Annotated in this window: 15 protein-coding genes and 4 tRNA genes; 1 reads left to right on the forward strand and 18 read right to left on the reverse strand. The window is 54.2% G+C overall.

Annotated elements, in window-relative coordinates; all coding sequences use genetic code 11:
* Positions 1–90: 90 nt before the first annotated feature.
* The 18 genes from VI01_RS09800 to trxA all read right to left on the reverse strand — a co-directional run bounded on the left by VI01_RS09800 (position 91) and on the right by trxA (position 15,684).
* A tRNA-Pro gene (locus tag VI01_RS09800) sits at positions 91–167 on the reverse strand.
* A gap of 45 nt (positions 168–212) precedes the next feature.
* Positions 213–299: transfer RNA gene (locus VI01_RS09805), tRNA-Leu, on the reverse strand.
* A gap of 15 nt (positions 300–314) precedes the next feature.
* Positions 315–390 (reverse strand) — tRNA-His (locus VI01_RS09810).
* Positions 391–480: 90 nt separating this feature from the next.
* A tRNA-Arg gene (locus tag VI01_RS09815) sits at positions 481–557 on the reverse strand.
* 158 nt (positions 558–715) lie between these two features.
* A complete protein-coding gene (wecG, locus tag VI01_RS09820; protein ID WP_045814991.1) occupies positions 716–1,450 on the reverse strand; it encodes a lipopolysaccharide N-acetylmannosaminouronosyltransferase in 735 nt (244 codons plus the stop codon).
* Positions 1,451–1,468: 18 nt separating this feature from the next.
* Positions 1,469–2,812 (reverse strand): ECA oligosaccharide polymerase, encoded by a 1,344-nt coding sequence (wzyE, locus tag VI01_RS09825; protein WP_045814992.1) that lies wholly within the window; start codon positions 2,810–2,812, stop codon positions 1,469–1,471.
* Positions 2,809–3,879 carry a TDP-N-acetylfucosamine:lipid II N-acetylfucosaminyltransferase gene (locus tag VI01_RS09830; protein WP_045814993.1) on the reverse strand — a complete coding sequence of 357 codons (1,071 nt, stop codon included), beginning with the start codon at positions 3,877–3,879 and terminating at the stop codon, positions 2,809–2,811. The genes wzyE and VI01_RS09830 overlap by 4 nt, the downstream gene beginning before the upstream one ends.
* Complete coding sequence (gene wzxE / locus VI01_RS09835) at positions 3,876–5,129, reverse strand: lipid III flippase WzxE (protein ID WP_045814994.1); 1,254 nt, start codon at positions 5,127–5,129, stop codon at positions 3,876–3,878. Before wzxE ends, VI01_RS09830 begins: the two co-directional genes overlap by 4 nt.
* Positions 5,129–6,259, reverse strand: coding sequence for a dTDP-4-amino-4,6-dideoxygalactose transaminase (gene rffA / locus VI01_RS09840; protein ID WP_045814995.1), 1,131 nt, complete (start codon positions 6,257–6,259; stop codon positions 5,129–5,131). The genes wzxE and rffA overlap by 1 nt, the downstream gene beginning before the upstream one ends.
* A complete protein-coding gene (gene rffC, locus VI01_RS09845; protein WP_045814996.1) occupies positions 6,256–6,954 on the reverse strand; it encodes a dTDP-4-amino-4,6-dideoxy-D-galactose acyltransferase in 699 nt (232 codons plus the stop codon). Before rffC ends, rffA begins: the two co-directional genes overlap by 4 nt.
* A complete protein-coding gene (gene rfbA / locus VI01_RS09850) occupies positions 6,932–7,813 on the reverse strand; it encodes a glucose-1-phosphate thymidylyltransferase RfbA (RefSeq protein ID WP_045814997.1) in 882 nt (293 codons plus the stop codon). The genes rffC and rfbA overlap by 23 nt, the downstream gene beginning before the upstream one ends.
* A gap of 23 nt (positions 7,814–7,836) precedes the next feature.
* On the reverse strand, positions 7,837–8,913 hold the full coding sequence (gene rfbB / locus VI01_RS09855; RefSeq protein WP_045814998.1) for a dTDP-glucose 4,6-dehydratase: 1,077 nt from the start codon (positions 8,911–8,913) through the stop codon (positions 7,837–7,839).
* On the reverse strand, positions 8,910–10,169 hold the full coding sequence (gene wecC, locus VI01_RS09860; protein ID WP_045814999.1) for a UDP-N-acetyl-D-mannosamine dehydrogenase: 1,260 nt from the start codon (positions 10,167–10,169) through the stop codon (positions 8,910–8,912). Before wecC ends, rfbB begins: the two co-directional genes overlap by 4 nt.
* 2 nt (positions 10,170–10,171) lie before the next feature.
* The gene (wecB, locus tag VI01_RS09865; protein ID WP_038643812.1) at positions 10,172–11,296 is read right to left on the reverse strand and encodes a non-hydrolyzing UDP-N-acetylglucosamine 2-epimerase; all 1,125 of its coding nucleotides are present in this window, start codon (positions 11,294–11,296) and stop codon (positions 10,172–10,174) included.
* A gap of 11 nt (positions 11,297–11,307) precedes the next feature.
* Entirely contained in the window at positions 11,308–12,357 is a 1,050-nt protein-coding gene (wzzE, locus tag VI01_RS09870) for an ECA polysaccharide chain length modulation protein (RefSeq protein WP_045815000.1), read from the reverse strand.
* 36 nt (positions 12,358–12,393) lie between these two features.
* A complete protein-coding gene (wecA, locus tag VI01_RS09875; protein WP_045815102.1) occupies positions 12,394–13,470 on the reverse strand; it encodes a UDP-N-acetylglucosamine--undecaprenyl-phosphate N-acetylglucosaminephosphotransferase in 1,077 nt (358 codons plus the stop codon).
* 278 nt (positions 13,471–13,748) lie between these two features.
* Complete coding sequence (gene rho / locus VI01_RS09880; RefSeq protein WP_034827837.1) at positions 13,749–15,008, reverse strand: transcription termination factor Rho; 1,260 nt, start codon at positions 15,006–15,008, stop codon at positions 13,749–13,751.
* A 343-nt stretch (positions 15,009–15,351) separates the two neighbouring features.
* Positions 15,352–15,684, reverse strand: a complete 333-nt coding sequence (trxA, locus tag VI01_RS09885; protein ID WP_003851963.1) for a thioredoxin TrxA — start codon at positions 15,682–15,684, stop codon at positions 15,352–15,354.
* Positions 15,685–15,800: 116 nt separating this feature from the next.
* Here trxA and rhlB point away from each other — a divergent pair, with 116 nt between their 5' ends.
* On the forward strand, positions 15,801–17,096 hold the full coding sequence (rhlB, locus tag VI01_RS09890; RefSeq protein ID WP_038643814.1) for an ATP-dependent RNA helicase RhlB: 1,296 nt from the start codon (positions 15,801–15,803) through the stop codon (positions 17,094–17,096).
* The last annotated feature ends 7 nt before the right edge of the window (positions 17,097–17,103 follow it).

Consider the following 17,103-nt stretch of genomic DNA (forward strand, 5'->3'; position numbering starts at 1 on the left):
CTGAGAAGCTGAGAAGCTGAGAAGGATAAAATCAATCAAGGGAAAGATAAAACGAAAAAAGCCTGCTTTTTCAAGCAGGCTTTTCGAATATGGTCGGCGAGAGAGGATTCGAACCTCCGACCCACTGGTCCCAAACCAGTTGCGCTACCAAGCTGCGCTACTCGCCGATTTTTTCTGTATCTTATTTCTTCACGCTACCGCGTAATTTTGCCTGGTGCGAAGGGAGGGACTTGAACCCTCACGTCCGTAAGAACACTAACACCTGAAGCTAGCGCGTCTACCAATTCCGCCACCATCGCGTGCCCAGCAAAATTTGGGGTGGCTAATGGGACTCGAACCCACGACAACTGGAATCACAATCCAGGGCTCTACCAACTGAGCTATAGCCACCATAATTCTGGTACGTAAGCATCTCTGCCTACTATTTTCACTGCATAACGCGGTTAAACCAACCACCGAAGCTCTTGCGCACAAACTAAATGGCGCGCCCGACAGGATTCGAACCTGAGACCTCTGCCTCCGGAGGGCAGCGCTCTATCCAGCTGAGCTACGGGCGCGTAGCGCCGTTGCGGATGGGCATACTACGGGCTTGACCTCATACTGTCCAGCGCTTTTTTATAAAAAAAACGCGTTTGATTACGCTTTGTGCATTCCGTCGATTATTAATGCAGTTTTACTGGCTGCACTGATGATATTGCTGAAAAAATCGGCGACATCAGAGATCGCCACGCCAATGATAGCGCAAATATTTCAGCAGTTTTAACTGGCGGCGCCAACGCGAAGGCTGCCGAATCAGACGATAGAGCCACTCCAGCCCTAATTTCTGCCAGATTCGCGGTGCACGTGCGACGTGGCCGGTGAAAACATCATAGGTACCGCCCACGCCCATATAGAGCGCATGCGGCCAGTGCGCGCGGCAATCCCGCATCAGCAACTCCTGACGCGGCGAACCCTGCGCCACCGTGACAATCTGTGCACCGCTGGCCGCAATGCGCGCAAACAACGCCTCACGCTCTGCCGGGGCAAAATAGCCATCCTGACTGCCGACGATGTTCACATTCCACTGGCGACGCAGTTTGTCACAGGTTTCATCCAGCACCGCCTGACGACCGCCGATCAGAAATACCGGAATGCTGCTGCGGCCCGCGCGCTCCATCAGGGCTTCCCAAAGATCGGCTCCAGCAATACGGCTAACCTGCAACTGCGGATATTTTTTGCGTAAGGAGCGCACAATGCTAATGCCATCCGGATATTTAAATTCCGCTTCAGCAATCAGCGCCCGCAGCTGCGCATCCTCTTCCAGCGTCAGCATCTTTTCTGCATTCATCGCCACCAGCGTGCCACAACGCGGCTGGCCACCCGGCAGCAAGAAGTGCAGGAAGCTGTCCATGTCGATAAACGCGTGAAGATCGACACCGCGCAAGTTATAGCGCGGCTTATCGGTTTTCATGAATCATGTTCCCAAAGGTTAAGACAGGCTGTGAACCACTGGCTTGCTACGCGAGCGAATCAACCCCGCACGCGCTAACAGCCAGTACAGCAATTTAGCCACCGCCATGCAGGCAGCAAAAATAATGCAAAAGAACACCACGCGCGAACCGAAAGCATCCAGCCCTTCACGCGCCAGCACGATCATGTTGAATACCGCACCGAAGCAAAAGCTCTGCAGAATCGCCCCACTATAACGGTTCGAAGCATCACGGCCTTGCAGATAGAGGTTATCGAATCCTTTCATCAGCCAGCCGACGGCAATCGCACCCAGAGGAATAAACCACACGCCGCCCATTACCAGCAACGAACCCAGCAGCGTGGGCGAAATCGCCAGTCCTGAATGGTTGTTCAGCACTTCCCAGGTAAAGTAGTTGGCGCTATTTAACACAATCGACGGACGTTCCGGCCAGAGCCAGCTCGGGATGAAGACATAAAAGTCACGCCAGATCGGTGCTAAGCCCTGGAAATCAATTTTGTCGTAGTTCTGCAATAACAGCGCGAGATTTTCCCAGGGGGAGAAGGTATCACGCGTTAAATACAGGAAGGTGTAAAACGCTTCATCGCCCACCACATCGAGGTTATAGCGCCGCAGTGCCAGCCAGAACATGCCAGCAATCGCCATCACGCCTGCGCCCACCAGCATCCACAAGGTGATCCAACCGCGCGTAATACCGATAAACAGGAACAGGGCAAAAGCGATGATGATATTGGCGCGCGTCCCGCCCACCAGCGCATAGGTCAGCAAACCAAATGCCACCGACAACAGCAAAAACCATAGCCACTGGCGCTGTGTGGGGTTGAGGAAATAGCGAATCAGCATCGCCGGAATAAAGAAGTAGAAGAATCGTTTGAGCGCTACGCCGGATACTTCGCTGGAGAAAATCTGGTTATACGCAGAAAGTCGGAACAACAGTAACCCGTTGTGCATGAAGAACACCGTGACCGTGCCAATCGCCACCAGCGCCAGTAACAGACAGGTAAGATGGGTTTCGACTCGGTTCATATGCAACCAGGGTTTGCGCGGTGCAGCGTTGATCGGCCTTAGCCGGACTTTATAACTGACGTAATAAATCGCATAAAAACTGGTCGCGGCCAGCAACGCCTGTAACAGGTACTCCGGTGGCACCACTTCAACATTAAAGCGGAATACCAGCACACTGGTGAGGGGGAACCCGAAATAAAAGGTCAGTAAAAAAAGGATGGTGAAGAACAGGTGGAAGTTAAAACGCACCCGTTTAAATTCCCGCCAGGTCAGCGTCAAAATGAAACCTAGCGAGAACAGATAAACCACCAGCAGACCACTAAACTGCATCAGGCTCATGTTCTCTCCCTTTCACTCAGGCTCAACGCGTTGCGCCAGCCAGCCAGATAACCAGGGGCGAAAAAGGCAATCGCGGATTTATCACACTGTGCCAGCTGACGCTGAGCTTCAGCCACACTCGACGCATCCAGTGCATCTTCACTGAAAAGAACCGGCAACCCTTGTTCGCTGAGGTCGCGCCAGAACGGATTTTTGCGGTTCAGCACAAAGGGAATGTTGGCCTGAATCAGCAAACATAACGTGCCAATACCCTGTTGACGTTCGAACATAAAATAGCCGAGCTGGCAGTCACTGAGCAATTGCAGATAGGTATCAAAATCTATCTTATCGCGGAGTAAAGTCACCTGGCCTTGCGGATACAGGCGCTGTGCAGCCGCGCTGATCTCGTCAATATACGGCTGATTGTTTTCCGGATAGCCCAGTGGGATGAGCACTTTCACGCGATCGCCAAACTGAGCGTGAATCGCCTGCAAGCCTTCAATATGGCGATTGCTGCGATCGCCGGAATTGCCCAGCAGCACGGTGAAATCACCGCTCGCGTTGCCGCCGGGCACTGCGGCATTGGGCATACGCGTTGGAAAGTAGAGCAGCGATGTCGGCACGCGCGGATGGCGCTGCTGAAAACAGTGTAAATCACCACGCGTCGCGAACACATGGGCAATGCGATGCTGTGCCATGCGGCGCAGCAGATAAAACAGCCGATACTTCAGCCCACGCCCTTCTTCGTACAGATCCGCACCCCAGATATGCCAGTAGGCCTGCTGACGCCACAGTTTACCCCTGAGCAACGCTAGCCAGATTTGCGGATTGAACTGTCCATGAAAGAAGAAGCGTTGCGTACGATCAGCCGCACGGGAAATTACCGCCTGTGCAAGTGCGCGCTTGCTGGGATAGCTTTCGATTTGCAGCGCGGTATAGGCTTGCAGCGCTTCAGGCGTTGAAGTCACCACCATAAACTGGCGCGGTCCAGCACCCGGCAATTCGGTGCTCATCACCTCATCAAAGAAGCGCAACACCGTTTGGTTATGATGTGGGATATCCGATCCCAGCACGTGAAATAAAGTCATTTTTTTCGGCAATAAATCATAAAGACGCCACAGCAAAGGGCGAAGTAGAGCACGTAAGTCGCCATATAGGCTTGTGCGGCTCCGGCGGTTCCGTTTAACGGAATCAGCCAATGTGAGAACGCGGTTAACAGCACAAACTGGCTGATTTCCGTCAAAATATAAAAGCGCAGTGAGGCTTTAGCGATCACCAGATATCCGAAAACATAGGCGCCAACTTTAAAGACGTCACCGCACAACTGCCAGACAAACAGGTCTCGCATCGCGGTAAACTGCGGTGAAAACAGCAGCCAGATGGCAATGTCACGCAGTAACCACACGCAGAAACTCGCAGCCGCCACGGCAGGTAACACAAAACGCAACGCACGCCCAATTTCACGCGCAATCTGCGGTTTGCTTTCCAGTCGCGCCAGCGTCGGCAGTAACCAGACACTAAAAGTCGCCGTGATAAATTGCAGATAGGCATCGGAAATACTGGTCACCCCCTGCCACAGGCCTACCTGCGCCCACCCCTGCTGTTCTGCCAGCAAGTTTCGCATCATCACCCACGCCACCGGCAAGGTGACCGATGTAATCAGTGCCATCAAGGTGAACTTTGCCAGATTTCGCGCCAGTTCCGGCTGCCAGTTCGGTTTTAACCAGCGCAGCGGTAGCACCTGACGATGACGGCGCAGCATCAGCAGTGCCGGAAACACCAACAGTGCAGGCACCAGCGCTAAACCCACCAACGCGCCAGCATATCCGCCCAGCCACCAGCACAACACATAACCTAGCACGCCCACCAGACTACCGATAATCAGCGCCAGCGCATTGCCGCGCGCATCGCGGAAGCCTTTTAGTAATGCCAGCGTCAGATTGGCCCAGGCAATGCCGAACTGCAGAAAGGCCACGATCCTCACCACATTGGCAAAGTCGTCATGACCAAATAGCGCATGACTTATCGGCCCCGCCGCCAGCAAGAACACCAGCGCCACCAGTGTGGAGAAGCCGATCACCATGGTGGATGCCGTACCCGTCACGGCACGCAGTTGCTCGGGCTGCTGCTGAAATTGTGCGATGTAGGTAGTTACACCGTTGAAAATGCCCGCGCCGGCCAATACACCTAAAACGGTAATCAGCTGGCGAAAGTTACCGGCCTGGCCAACCCCTTCCGGCCCAAAGCTGACCGCCAGCAATTTCACCACCAGCAGACCGGCAATGATTTTCACTAACGTCGATGAGGCCGTCCAGACTGAGGCTTTGGCTAACGACATCAGGCAAAGAAACTCAACAGCGAGCTGATCACGGTACGCTGGTTGTTATCCGACAGGTTATAGAACAGCGGCAGGCGCAGCAGGCGCTCACTCTCTTTGGTGGTGAAGCGGTCATCGCCGTGGAAGCGACCAAAACGTTCACCGGCTGGCGAAGAGTGCAAGGGAATGTAGTGGAACACCGTGAGGATTTCTGCCTCTTTCATCCAGTTGATCAGCGCCTGGCGGTCGTCGCTGTCGCGCAGTTTGATGTAAAACATGTGCGCGTTGTGACGGCAGTTTTCCGGCACCATCGGCAATGCGATACGTCCAGCGGCTGCCAGTGGTTTCAGCGCATCATAATAGCGCTGCCACAGGCGCAAACGCTGCTGATTAATGCGCTCAGCCGCTTCGAGTTGCGCCCACAGGTAGGCAGCCTGCAGATCCGCCATCAAATAGCTCGAACCGATATCACGCCAGGTGTATTTATCCACCTGACCACGGAAGAACTGGCTCCGGTTGGTGCCCTTTTCGCGGATAATCTCCGCACGCTCCACCAGCTTCGCGTCATTAATCAGCGTCGCTCCACCTTCACCGCCGGCGGTGTAATTTTTGGTTTCATGGAAGCTAAAGCAGCCAATATGGCCAATGGTGCCCAGCGCACGCCCTTTGTACTGCGACATAACGCCCTGCGCCGCATCTTCAATCACAAATAATTGATGCTTCGCCGCCAGCGCCATGATGCTATCCATCTCGCAAGCGACGCCCGCGTAGTGCACCGGCACAATCGCACGGGTTTTCTCAGTGATCGCGGCTTCAATCAGCGTTTCATCGATATTCAGCGTATCGGGGCGCACATCGACGAACACGATCACAGCACCGCGCAGCACGAAGGCATTGGCAGTGGAAACAAAGGTGTAGCTCGGCATGATCACTTCATCACCGGGCTGGATATCAATTAACAGTGCGGCCATTTCCAGTGAGGCAGTGCAAGAGGGTGTCAGCAGCACTTTTTTGCTGCCAAAGTGCTGCTCCATCCACTGCTGACAGCGGCGGGTAAATCCACCGTCACCGCAGAGTTTGCCGCTGGCCATCGCCGACTGCATATATTCAACTTCGCTGCCGACGACTGGCGGCGCATTAAATGGGATCATGAGGCTGTCCTGTAAAACCAGTAGGCGGTGCTTTCAAGGCGAGCACCGCTGCGTAAATAGAGGCGCATCGCCGTAAGATTGCTAAGCTGGGTCGCGACGCGCAGTCGTTCAAGTTGCCGCACGCGGCCCCAATCCGCTGCCGCCAACAGCAAGCGTTGACCAATGCCCTGCCCTTGCGCTGCGGGCAGCACGGCGAGCAGGCCGATACGCGCATCACCGTTCACTTCACGCATCGAGACAAAGCCTTGTAACTGACCGGATTCGTCGCTGGCCACCAGGCATTGGTGATCAAAGGTGCCGCGAACCGCGTTTTCAATCCACTGCGCATAGAAACGACCGCTGTCATCGGCGTTAAACCAGGGCGCACGAAAACGGCTTTGGCGAAAGGCATGCGATGCCGCCTCACGCAATGCCGGGATCTGTGCTTCACGCGCGATGCGCACGCCAACCTGGCGCTCGGTGCGTTTGATATTAATGGCCAGATCGGCCTCACCCTCCACCAGCTGAAAACCGTGCTGGCTCAAGGCATCAATGGCGTCAGTACGCTCGGCGGGTACTTTGGCCTGCCACAACGTATCTGGCCGCTGCAGCGCGTCGGCAAGGGTGAAGTCGCCATCCAGATCGATACGCGCACTGTTCACGCCAAAGAAATCGCTTTCCCACGCAAGGGGGTTAATACTGACGCGGACGGGCATGGAGAACATCCAGCAGATATTGGCCGTAGCCGGTTTTGGTCAGTGCTTGCGCCGCAGCCAGCAACTGATCATCAGTCAACCAGCCGTTACGCCACGCAATCTCTTCCAGACAAGCGATTTTAAAGCCCTGACGTTTTTCCACGGTCTGGACGAACATACTCGCTTCTATCAGGCTGTCGTGAGTTCCCGTATCCAACCAGGCAAAACCACGTCCCAGTAACTCGACGGAGAGTTCACCCTGCTCAAGATACATCTGGTTAATCGCAGTGATTTCCAGCTCGCCCCGAGCTGAAGGCTGTACCTGTTTGGCAAACTCCACCACGCGGTTGTCGTAGAAGTAGAGGCCGGTAACCGCCCAGCGCGATTTGGGTTGCAGCGGCTTTTCCTCGATGGAAAGCGCATTGAAGTCGTCATCAAACTCCACCACACCAAACCGCTCAGGGTCCATCACCTGATAAGCAAATACCGTGGCACCACGGCTGCGCGCGGCCACTTTTTTCAGCTTCGGGCTGAAGCCCTGACCAAAATAGAGATTGTCGCCCAGCACCAGACAGCAGCTGTCATTGCCAATAAAGGACTCACCAATGATAAACGCCTGCGCCAGACCATCGGGACTGGGTTGTTCGGCATACTGCAACTGCAGGCCGAATTCGCTGCCATCGCCGAGGAGACGCTCAAAGTGCGCACGATCTTCCGGCGTGGTGATAATCATAATCTCGCGAATCCCCGCCAGCATCAGCACCGACAGCGGATAGTAGATCATCGGCTTGTCGTACACCGGCAGTAGCTGCTTTGAGATAGCACGGGTGATAGGGTGCAAGCGCGTGCCTGAACCACCCGCGAGGATGATACCTTTCATCGTTGCTGCTCCTGTATTATGCCTCAGTGCGGCGTAGCTAAACCCAACCGCTCGCCACGATAGCTGCCGTTGAGAATCGCCTGCCACCATTGTGGATTTGCCAGATACCACTGCACGGTCTTGCGAATGCCACTTTCGAAAGTTTCCAGAGGCGTCCAGCCTAAATCACGCGCAATTTTGCTGGCGTCAATGGCGTAACGCAGATCGTGACCGGGACGATCGGTGACAAAGGTAATCAGATCACGATAGCACGCGAGGTGCGCCGCGCGCTGCTGCGGTGCGAGTTCGTCCAGCAGATCACACAGGGTTTCCACCACCTCAATATTACGGCGTTCGTTGTGACCACCAATATTATAGGTTTCGCCGACTTTGCCGCTGCTCACCACGCAGTAAAGCGCTCTGGCGTGGTCTTCGACATACAGCCAATCGCGGATCTGACTGCCATTGCCATACACCGGCAGCGGTTTTCCGGCTAAGGCATTAATGATGGTGAGCGGAATCAGTTTTTCCGGGAAGTGGCACGGGCCATAATTGTTCGAACAGTTGGTGACAATAATTGGCAAGCCGTAGGTGCGTAACCAGGCCCGCACTAGATGATCGCTGCTGGCTTTCGTCGCTGAATAAGGGCTGCTGGGCGCATAAGGCGTGGTTTCAGTGAAGAAATCATCACTGCCATGCAGATCGCCAAACACTTCGTCAGTGGAAATATGATGGAAGATGAAGCCTTTTTTACGCTCATCCACCATGCCATTCCAGTAGTGGCGAGCCGCTTCCAGTAGCTGATAGGTGCCCACAATGTTGGTTTCGACAAACGCAATTGGCCCATCGATCGAACGGTCCACATGGCTTTCTGCGGCCAGATGCATAATGCAATCCGGTTGATACTGGGCCATGACGCGGTCCAGTTCGGCTCTGTCGCAAATATCCACCTGCTCAAAGGCATAGCGCGCATCATTCTGTACTGAAGCCAAAGAGGCTAAGTTGCCAGCGTAGCTGAGTTTATCCACCACCACCACCTGATGGTCTGTTTGCTCAATCAGGAAGCGCACCAGTGCGGAACCAATAAAGCCAGCACCACCCGTGATGAGGAATTGTTTCATCGCCAGACACCTTTAGTATCGATAATCCACGGCTGCGTAATCTGGCTGGCATCGATCGCGCGGAACGGCGTGTGATCCACCAGCATCACGATGATATCCGCCTGCTGCAACGCATCCTCAGTGGAAACCAGTGTTGCTTCATTTGCCAGTCGCGCAGGAATTTCTGCCACATGCGGTTCAACCACCAGCGTGCTGCCGCTGTGCCACTCGGCAATCAGGTGTGCCACCGCCATCGCCGGGCTTTCACGTAAATCATCGATGTTCGGTTTAAACGCCAGGCCGAAGCAGGCAATCGTGACCTCAGAAGCACGTTTGCCGCTGACAGTCAGGCAATCTGCCAACTGCTGTTTGACCTGATCTAACACCCACGTCGGTTTCGCATCATTCACTTCCCGCGCGGTGCGAATCAGCCGCGCCAGCTCCGGATTTTGCGCCACGATAAACCAGGGATCGACAGCGATACAGTGCCCACCGACGCCCGGCCCGGGCTGCAGAATGTTGACGCGCGGATGGCGGTTCGCCAGCGCAATCAACTCCCACACGTTGATCTTCTGCTCCGCACAGATCAGCGATAGCTCATTGGCAAACGCAATATTCACATCGCGGAAGCTGTTCTCCGTGAGTTTGCACATCTCCGCAGTACGCGCGTTGGTTTCCACACATTCGCCGCGCAGGAAGATGCGATACAGTTCGCTGGCCCGTGCTGAGCACGCAGGCGTCATGCCGCCAATCACACGGTCATTTTCCAGCAGTTCTACCATCACTTTGCCGGGCAGCACGCGCTCCGGGCAGTAAGCGATAAACACGTCACAGTCATCACCGTGCTGCGGGAAACGCAGGTCAGGACGCGCCTCCGCCAGCCAGATGGCCATCTGCTCGGTAGCGCCAACCGGTGAGGTCGATTCAAGAATCACCAAATCGCCGATTTTCAATACCGGTGCAATCGACAATGCTGCCGCCTGTACGTAGCTCAGATCCGGCTGATGATCGCCGATAAACGGCGTGGGTACGGCGATTAAGAAGGCATCCGCGGCTTCGGCTTGCGTGGTGGCGCGCAGATGTCCTGCCTGAACGGCGTTGCGCACCACGTCACCCAGCTCCGGCTCAACAATGTGAATATCGCCGCGATTAATGGTCTCGACTGCGCGAACATTGATATCCACGCCAATCACTTTTTTTCCCCTGGAGGCAAAAACGGCCGCCGTTGGCAGCCCAATGTAGCCCAGTCCGATAACGGAAATGGTTTCAAAACGCATGATTATACTCTGTGTTGTTTCAGTGCCTGCAGGATGCGCGCGCAGGCTTGTCCATCGCCATACGGATTGTGCGCGCGACTCATCCTCTGCCAGGCTTCTTCGTCCTGCAGCAGCAGGCCGACTTCTTCGACAATCCGGTTGATATCGGTACCGACCAGTTTTACGGTGCCCGCATCCACCGCTTCCGGACGCTCAGTAGTATCACGCATGACCAGAACAGGTTTACCCAACGATGGCGCTTCTTCCTGAATGCCCCCGGAATCGGTGAGGATCAGCCAGGAACGGTTCATCAGCCAGACAAACGGCAAATACTCCTGTGGCTCAATCAAAATGATATTCTCGATCCCACTCAGGATACGATTGACCGGCTCGCTGACGTTGGGATTGAGGTGCACCGGATAGACGATTTGCGCCTGCGGATGCTGACGTGCAATCTGCGCCAGCGCGCTGCAAATGCGTTCGAAACCGCCGCCAAAGCTTTCACGACGATGGCCGGTGACCAGAATCAGTTTTTTATCTGCATCAAGGAACGGATAACGCGCTGCCAGACGCGCATTCAGGTCGCCATCATCCAGCACCCGATCGCGCACCCATAGCAGCGCATCAATCACCGTATTGCCGGTAACGACGATACAGTCATCCGGCAAATTTTCACGCAGCAGATTCTGCCGCGAACTCTCGGTTGGAGTGAAATGGTAGCTTGCCAGATGACCAGTTAAGGTGCGGTTAGCCTCTTCCGGCCAGGGCGACATCAGGTTGCCCGTGCGCAATCCTGCTTCGACGTGCCCCACAGGGATCTGATGATAAAAAGCGGCTAAGCTAGCGGCAAAGGTGGTGGTGGTATCGCCGTGCACCAGCACCACATCGGGTTGGAAATCGGCGAGCACCGTTTTCATTCCTTGCAAAATGCGACTGGTGATCTCCGTCAGCCCCTGCTCCGGGCGCATAATATTGAGATCGTAATCGGGCTGCAGCTTGAACAGCCTCAGCACCTGATCAAGCATTTCACGGTGTTGCGCGGTCACGCACAGGCGTGATTCAAACGACGGGTCCTGCGCCAATGCCTGCACCAGCGGGGCCATTTTGATCGCCTCAGGACGCGTGCCAAATACGGTCAGAACTTTCACGTGGCTTCTCTTTAATGGCTCGTTGGTGACGTTGGACGAGGACGGCGCACCAGCGCCACACCTGCACCCACCAGCGCGCCAATGACGCCCCACATGATCATCATAAACACTCGGCGCGGACTGTCGCGCGACACCGGCTCTTCAGGCGTACGCAGATAGCGATATGTCTGGAATGGCTTATCCAATTGCGCGCCTGCCTGCAACGTGCCCAGCATCGCTCTGTTCTGATCATAGCTCAAATCGTAAGCGGGCCCGCTGGCCTGCAATGTATCGAGCTGAGCCTGCAACATTTGCTGCCCGAGCAGGAAGCGATCGCTGTCAGGTAGCGCTTCGCCGATGGCCGGTGCACGGTTTTCCTGGATGCCCTGCTGGCTTGCCACCTTTAAAGCTTGTTCAATACGTTGGCGCTGGCGATCAAACACCGCTTGTGCCACTTCCTGCTGGCGATGAACCTGAGCCAGCAGCTGCGCACTGCGCGCCTGCCATGCGCCTTTTAGTTCCGCATTCAGATGGCGTGCGGCACGCTCGCTGGCATAGGCGATATATTGGCGCAGCAGGTTATTCGCGTCGCCAGCGGTTTCGGCAATCAGCTTTATGTTATCCAGTGTGTTATGCGCCGCATCCGCGGGTGTGAACTGAATATTGGTAATTAAATCGTCCAGCAAAGCCGCATCGTTGTGTGTATTGCCACTTTTGCGGCTTTTGAAATAATCGGTCTGCTGCCAGAAATCACGGCGCGTGTCCCAGGAGGCCAGTTGCATGGTGAACTCCTGATAGACCTCATCCATCACGGTGGGTGCGGGCGTGTTGAGATTGAGCGTGTTGTTACGCACATCAAGGTTATTAAGGAATTGCTGCTGTACAAAGAAGTCACCCAGCATATTCACCGTGGGACGATCGGTAACGGCGGTGGTGCTCCATGCCTGTTTCATCAGCATCGAGGCGAGCCATGCCAGTAAGGCAAACAGCAAAGCAAAGCCGATAATCCAACGCTTACCGCGCCAAAGCGTGCAGCCCAGGCCGCGCACATCCAGTTCGTTCTCCACAACGACAGAGGTCATAACAAAAGTCCTTATCAGGGTACTGATTGGGGTAACTTATTTTTTATCTTCGCCACTGCCTTGCCAGCGGCGTTTAATGCGACGGATTTTGCGCGCCACACGCCACGCGTGTTTCAGGCAGTAGCCGTAAAGGAAAAAAGCCATCAGAAATAACACCAGCATCACCCACTCGGGGATGAAAGCAAGGTACTCGCCCAGCACGCCGATACCGGCTAAAAGCGCAGCAGCCACGGTGATCAGTACAAAGGCCTGGCGGGAGGTGAAGCCGGCACGCATGATCAAATGGTGAATATGCTGGCGGTCAGCAGAGAACGGACTCATCCCCTTCCGCAGGCGGCGATACATAATCGCCACCATGTCCATCAGCGGAATGGCGATCAGCCAGAGTGCCGTGACCGGCGTAATCGGATGGCTCAAACCTTGGGTGGTTTCCAGCAGGATCCAGATAATGGTGAAGCCAATCATGGTGCTGCCGGCATCGCCCATAAAGACCTTGTAGCGGCGACCAATCAGACCCAGGTTAAGCAAAATGTAGGGGATGGTGGCGGCAATCATGGCAAAACACCACATAGCGAGGCTGGTCTGACCGTCGAAATAGAGGATGATGCCCATGGCGGCGAAGGTCACACTGGCCAATCCACCCAGTAAGCCATCGATACCATCCACCATGTTAAAGGCGTTAATGGCCGCCCAAACGGCGAACAGTGTAAGTACGTAGCCAAATGGCCCAACAACCAATTCCACCGGACCAATGATAAATCCGAGGCTCAGCAGATACAGTTTTGCGCCGACCATCATCACGATGGCCACCGCCGCTTGTACTAATGCGCGGATTTTAACGCTGATATCGAACCGATCGTCCAGTGCACCCACCAGCACCAGCACCCCTGCGCAGCAGAGGAAAAGTGCCGCGTGAGGCAAATAATAATCTGAAATAGCGAAAGCAAAGCAGATCCCCGCATATACGGAGATTCCACCCACTAACGGAATGGCGCCATGGTGTCGTTTTCTTAAATTAGGTGTGTCAACCAGCCCAATTTTTTTAGCGGCTTTACGGGCAAAAAATAGGAACACTAAAGTAAACAGAAAAACAAAACCAAGCTCAGTACTCATAGTGAGTAAATTCACATTAACGCTCTCAGCTAAAATCATCGACAACAATAAGCAAGATTCTTGCCATTGCCGTATATCCTTAGTCCGAATTCTGCTTCAGAATAGACTGCCTGCTGAAAAAAGCAGCACCCATCTGGCACAATCATTATAATGCTTCCTGACTGGGCTAATCCTAATGCCCATAAATGAAAAACGCCACGTTAAGACGTGGCGTTAGCAATAAATCCTGGCAAATTGTGCTAAAGAATCGCTTCGCTTAGCGATTCAATTTCGCCAACTTACGAACGCTTCATCATATCGAAGAATTCGTCGTTGGTTTTGGTCATCGCCAGCTTATTGATGAGGAACTCCATCGCATCAATTTCACCCATTGGATGGATGATTTTGCGCAGGATCCACATTTTCTGCAGCTCTTCCTGCGTGGTGAGGAGTTCTTCTTTACGGGTACCGGAGCGGTTGTAATCGATCGCTGGGAATACGCGTTTTTCAGCAATTTTACGCGACAGGTGCAGTTCCATGTTACCTGTACCTTTAAATTCTTCGTAAATCACTTCGTCCATCTTCGAACCGGTATCAACCAGCGCAGTTGCGATGATGGTCAGGCTGCCGCCCTCTTCCACGTTACGTGCTGCACCGAAGAAACGCTTCGGACGATGCAGGGCGTTGGCGTCCACACCACCGGTCAATACTTTACCGGAAGCCGGTACCACGGTGTTGTAAGCACGCGCCAGACGAGTGATGGAGTCAAGCAGGATAATAACGTCTTTCTTGTGCTCGACCAGGCGCTTAGCCTTCTCGATCACCATCTCAGCGACCTGAACGTGGCGTGAAGCCGGTTCGTCGAAGGTGGATGCGATGACTTCGCCTTTCACCAGACGCTGCATCTCGGTCACTTCTTCCGGACGCTCGTCAATCAGCAGCACCATCAGCACGCAATCCGGATAGTTGTACGCAATGCTCTGTGCGATGTTCTGCAGCAGCATGGTTTTACCGGCTTTCGGTGGTGCCACGATCAGACCACGCTGACCGCGACCAATCGGCGATGCCAGATCCAGTACGCGAGCGGTCAAATCTTCGGTTGAGCCATTACCGCGCTCCATACGCAGACGATTGTTTGCGTGCAGTGGCGTGAGGTTTTCGAACAGAATCTTATTACGCGCGTTTTCCGGCTTGTCGTAGTTAACTTCGTTAACTTTCAACAGCGCAAAGTAACGTTCACCCTCTTTTGGCGGGCGAATTTTACCAGAAATGGTGTCACCAGTGCGGAGGTTGAAGCGGCGGATTTGGCTGGGAGAAACGTAGATATCATCGGGACCGGCGAGGTAGGAGCTGTCTCCAGAGCGGAGGAAACCAAATCCGTCCTGCAATATCTCCAGCACACCATCACCAAAGATGTCTTCGCCACTTTTCGCATGCTGTTTAAGGATAGAGAAAATAATATCCTGTTTACGCATACGTGCCTGGTTTTCCAGACCCATATTTTCGCCGAGGGTAATCAGCTCAGAAACCGGCGTGTTCTTTAATTCGGTAAGATTCATAGTGAGGGTTCTTAAACTCGGGGTAATTCTCGAAATGATTGTCGTGGGTGGTATGGCAAAAATTCCATGCCGTTAATGGCTCTTTTTCAACTCTGCTCGACGATTATCGTCTGATGTGGCGATAGGAAACGAAGAGATGGTCGAAAGGTGATGCCGAATGTGCTAGTCATCAGATTGCCAAACCACGATAACGTTCAATGCGAGCAGGGTCTGACAAGGGAAAACTTTAGATGCAAACTACAAGGTAAGTGCGTAATGCAGTGAGGTCAACTTAACACGCCTGAATGGAGACGTCCAGCAGTGGCGAAAAAATTCACCACTGCGGAACAACACCGCGCCGGGCTTAGGCCAGGTTAGCGTTCAGGAACTCTTTCAGCTGACCTTTAGACAAGGCGCCTACTTTGGTCGCAGCCACTTCACCGTTCTTGAACAGCAGCAGTGTCGGGATACCACGAATGCCATATTTAGGCGCAGTGCCCGGGTTGTCATCAATGTTCAACTTGGCGATGGTAAGCTTACCGTCGTACTCTTCTGCGACTTCGTCGAGAATTGGGGCGATCATTTTGCAAGGACCACACCATTCAGCCCAGAAATCTACCAGAGTGACACCGTCGGCTTTCAGCACGTCAGTGTCGAAACTGTCATCGGTCAAGTGAACGATTTTATCGCTGCTCATGTTTAACTCCAAAGATTGTGCCTGGCGAATTGGCGTAAAATATACCAACGTAGGTTGACTTTATTTCATCGGATACGCTTTCGTAAAGCGCTAGTAAGCTGATATTCTACCACACTATGAGCAAAACACACTTAACTGAACAGAAGTTTTCCGACTTCGCCCTGCACCCACAGGTGGTTGAAGCCCTTGATACCAAAGGCTTTTCTAACTGCACGCCTATTCAGGCGTTGGCACTGCCTTTTGCGCTTTCAGGGCGTGATGTTGCGGGTCAGGCGCAAACCGGTACCGGCAAAACGATGGCGTTCCTGACGTCAACGTTTCATCATCTTCTTTCTCATCCAGCCGCTGAAGGCCGCCAGATTAATCAGCCACGTGCGCTGATCATGGCCCCGACGCGTGAACTTGCTGTGCAGATCCATGCCGATGCAGAGCCGCTGTCGAAAGTCACGGGTCTGAAACTGGGTCTGGCTTATGGCGGTGACGGCTACGACAAACAGCTGAAAGTGTTGGCCGATGGCGTCGATATCCTGGTGGGCACCACCGGTCGCCTCATCGACTATGCGAAACAAAATCACATCAACCTCGGCGCCATTCAGGTCGTGGTTCTGGATGAAGCCGATCGCATGTTCGATCTTGGCTTTATTAAAGATATCCGTTGGTTGTTCCGCCGCATGCCGCCGGCCACCCAGCGTCTGAGCATGTTGTTCTCGGCTACCCTCTCTTACCGCGTACGTGAACTGGCGTTTGAACATATGAACAACGCTGAATACGTGGAAGTGGAACCGGAGCAGAAAACCGGCCATCGCATCAAAGAAGAACTTTTCTACCCTTCGAATGAAGAGAAGATGCGTCTGCTGCAAACCTTGATCGAAGAAGAGTGGCCCGACCGCGCCATCATCTTCGCCAACACCAAACACCGCTGTGAAGATATCTGGGGCCATCTGGCCGCGGACGGTCACCGTGTAGGTCTGCTGACGGGCGATGTGGCACAGAAAAAACGTCTGCGTATTCTGGATGACTTCACCAAAGGTGATGTGGATATTCTGGTCGCGACCGACGTTGCAGCGCGAGGTCTGCACATTCCTGCCGTGACCCACGTGTTCAACTACGATCTGCCTGACGACCGTGAAGACTACGTGCATCGCATCGGTCGTACCGGCCGCGCGGGTGCCAGCGGACACTCCATCAGCCTGGCGTGCGAAGAGTACGCACTCAACCTGCCAGCGATTGAAGAGTACATTGGTCACGGTATTCCGGTGAGTAAGTACAGCAGCGAAGCACTGATGAGTGAGCTGCCTCCGCCGAAACGTCTGCAGCGCAGCCGTTCTGGAAACGGCCCACGCCGTGGCGGGAACAACAGCAACCGTCGTAGCGGTGCGCCGCGCAATAACAACCGTAAACGTTCGAGTTAAGCACACC

The organism is Pantoea sp. SM3 (assembly GCF_000963995.1).
GTDB lineage: Bacteria > Pseudomonadota > Gammaproteobacteria > Enterobacterales > Enterobacteriaceae > Pantoea > Pantoea rwandensis_B.

Bases quoted from the DNA above. Each gene is read 5' to 3' on its own strand.
- wecG (WP_045814991.1), bottom strand. From the start codon at position 1,450: ATGAAAACCGATAAGCCGCGCTATAACTTGCGCGGTGTCGATCTTCAC.
- wzyE (WP_045814992.1), bottom strand. From the start codon at position 2,812: ATGAGCCTGATGCAGTTTAGTGGTCTGCTGGTGGTTTATCTGTTCTCG.
- VI01_RS09830 (WP_045814993.1), bottom strand. From the start codon at position 3,879: ATGACTTTATTTCACGTGCTGGGATCGGATATCCCACATCATAACCAA.
- wzxE (WP_045814994.1), bottom strand. From the start codon at position 5,129: ATGTCGTTAGCCAAAGCCTCAGTCTGGACGGCCTCATCGACGTTAGTG.
- rffA (WP_045814995.1), bottom strand. From the start codon at position 6,259: ATGATCCCATTTAATGCGCCGCCAGTCGTCGGCAGCGAAGTTGAATAT.
- rffC (WP_045814996.1), bottom strand. From the start codon at position 6,954: ATGCCCGTCCGCGTCAGTATTAACCCCCTTGCGTGGGAAAGCGATTTC.
- rfbA (WP_045814997.1), bottom strand. From the start codon at position 7,813: ATGAAAGGTATCATCCTCGCGGGTGGTTCAGGCACGCGCTTGCACCCT.
- rfbB (WP_045814998.1), bottom strand. From the start codon at position 8,913: ATGAAACAATTCCTCATCACGGGTGGTGCTGGCTTTATTGGTTCCGCA.
- wecC (WP_045814999.1), bottom strand. From the start codon at position 10,169: ATGCGTTTTGAAACCATTTCCGTTATCGGACTGGGCTACATTGGGCTG.
- wzzE (WP_045815000.1), bottom strand. From the start codon at position 12,357: ATGACCTCTGTCGTTGTGGAGAACGAACTGGATGTGCGCGGCCTGGGC.
- wecA (WP_045815102.1), bottom strand. From the start codon at position 13,470: ATGAGTACTGAGCTTGGTTTTGTTTTTCTGTTTACTTTAGTGTTCCTA.
- rho (WP_034827837.1), bottom strand. From the start codon at position 15,008: ATGAATCTTACCGAATTAAAGAACACGCCGGTTTCTGAGCTGATTACC.
- trxA (WP_003851963.1), bottom strand. From the start codon at position 15,684: ATGAGCAGCGATAAAATCGTTCACTTGACCGATGACAGTTTCGACACT.
- rhlB (WP_038643814.1), top strand. From the start codon at position 15,801: ATGAGCAAAACACACTTAACTGAACAGAAGTTTTCCGACTTCGCCCTG.